This is a genomic window from Fimbriimonadaceae bacterium (assembly GCA_019638775.1).
GTDB lineage: Bacteria > Armatimonadota > Fimbriimonadia > Fimbriimonadales > Fimbriimonadaceae > JAHBTD01.
Genome location: JAHBTD010000101.1, coordinates 1 through 1,355, shown reverse-complemented (window position 1 = coordinate 1,355; position 1,355 = coordinate 1). Strand labels below are relative to the sequence as shown.

The window sequence follows — 1,355 nt, the reverse complement described above, 5'->3', positions numbered from 1 at the left end:
ATGAGAGGGTTCTAGCTGGTGTCACGTACCGTGGGGGGCTGTTCAATCTTATCGACAGGGCTATTGAACCAGTTGCGCGCTCAGTCTCTCCTCCTCACTCGCGTTGAAAAATTTGACGTTCACTCCAAGGACCGTGCGGCCACCGAACACCGACCCAGTGATTTCTTTCTCAAGTCGAGCGGTTTGGACGGCGCGTGCCGTAGGTGGCAGTGGCACGTATCCGGCCGTCGAGACGTGCTGCTCGCTTTCGTGGGAGAGGGAGAAGTGCGCGAACGCTGCGATTTCCGGGCGGGCGGCGGCAGCAGCGTTGACATAGATGAACAACGGTCGTGAAAGCGGTTCGTACGTAGCATCGATGACCGCTTGTGCGCTGAGAGCAACGCAGCCTGCCCGTTGTCTACAGAAACAAGCTGTAACGTCTCTTTATTGCTCTGGTAGTAGGCGTAGCCGAGATAGCCGATGGCGCGTGGGTTCGCCGCCACGCCTCGCTGGATTACCATACGTCTTCGCTCATGGTGACGTCGCCTCTGCTTGTGCCTTCGATGCCGACTATGGCCAGTGTGAAGTCATCGAAAGTTCCGGCGTCTTTGCCTGGGCTGAACAGCACCAACGGGTGGCCGGGAAGCTCGGTCGGATCTGCCGCCATGTGGTGATCGTGTGTTCGGCAGCCGGTTCCCACATGCGTTGAGGCTCGTTCACACTGAGGCAACCGGCGAAGGTGTTCTTGGCATTGACCACCAGGGAGAGGGTGTCGAACGCGACCGGCAACTCGATGTACGCGATATGCTGAGCTTGGCACTCCTGGATTTCTATTGTGCTGATGGGGCGTGAGGCCCGGCAATATCGATTTGACCCGCACACAATTTCTTGAAACCTCCACCGGTACCGGAGCATGCAATGTGGAATTTCACGCTGGGATTCGTTTTGCTGAAGGCCTCCGCAATGGCCTTGGAGAGAGGGTAGACCGTACTTGACCCGGCGATCGAGATGGCTCCCGAGGGTTGCTTGAGATTGCACGCGGATAGGCAACCGGCCATGATCACAGTTAAAGAAAGGACTGTGCACCATTGTGTCGATTGTCTCAGGATGTCGGCCCGTGGTTGGGGCGCGCGTGAAGGGCCTGGCGATCCATTGTGCCCCGCCTTCAGCCTCTGCACGTTCTGTAGAGTTGCCGCATTCATTGCGCTCATCCGGAATGTTGGCTGGAACACGCGCCTAGGAGATCCTCGGCACGTTGCCTCAGCAAACGAAACGTACTGTCAAACGCCGTCTGGATGTCAGCATCGGTCCCGGTCGCCTTTGCCGGGTCGGGTGTGCTCCAGTGGAGCTTTTTCGGTGTTCCGTGAAAGAGGGGG

2 protein-coding genes are annotated in these 1,355 nt (G+C 58.2%); both read right to left on the bottom strand.

The window, feature by feature from the left end; translation table 11 throughout:
* Positions 1-493: 493 nt before the first annotated feature.
* Entirely contained in the window at positions 494-646 is a 153-nt protein-coding gene (locus tag KF784_20245; GenBank protein ID MBX3121387.1) for a hypothetical protein, read from the bottom strand.
* 163 nt (positions 647-809) lie between these two features.
* Entirely contained in the window at positions 810-1,037 is a 228-nt protein-coding gene (locus KF784_20240) for a substrate-binding domain-containing protein (GenBank protein ID MBX3121386.1), read from the bottom strand.
* Positions 1,038-1,355: the final 318 nt, after the last annotated feature.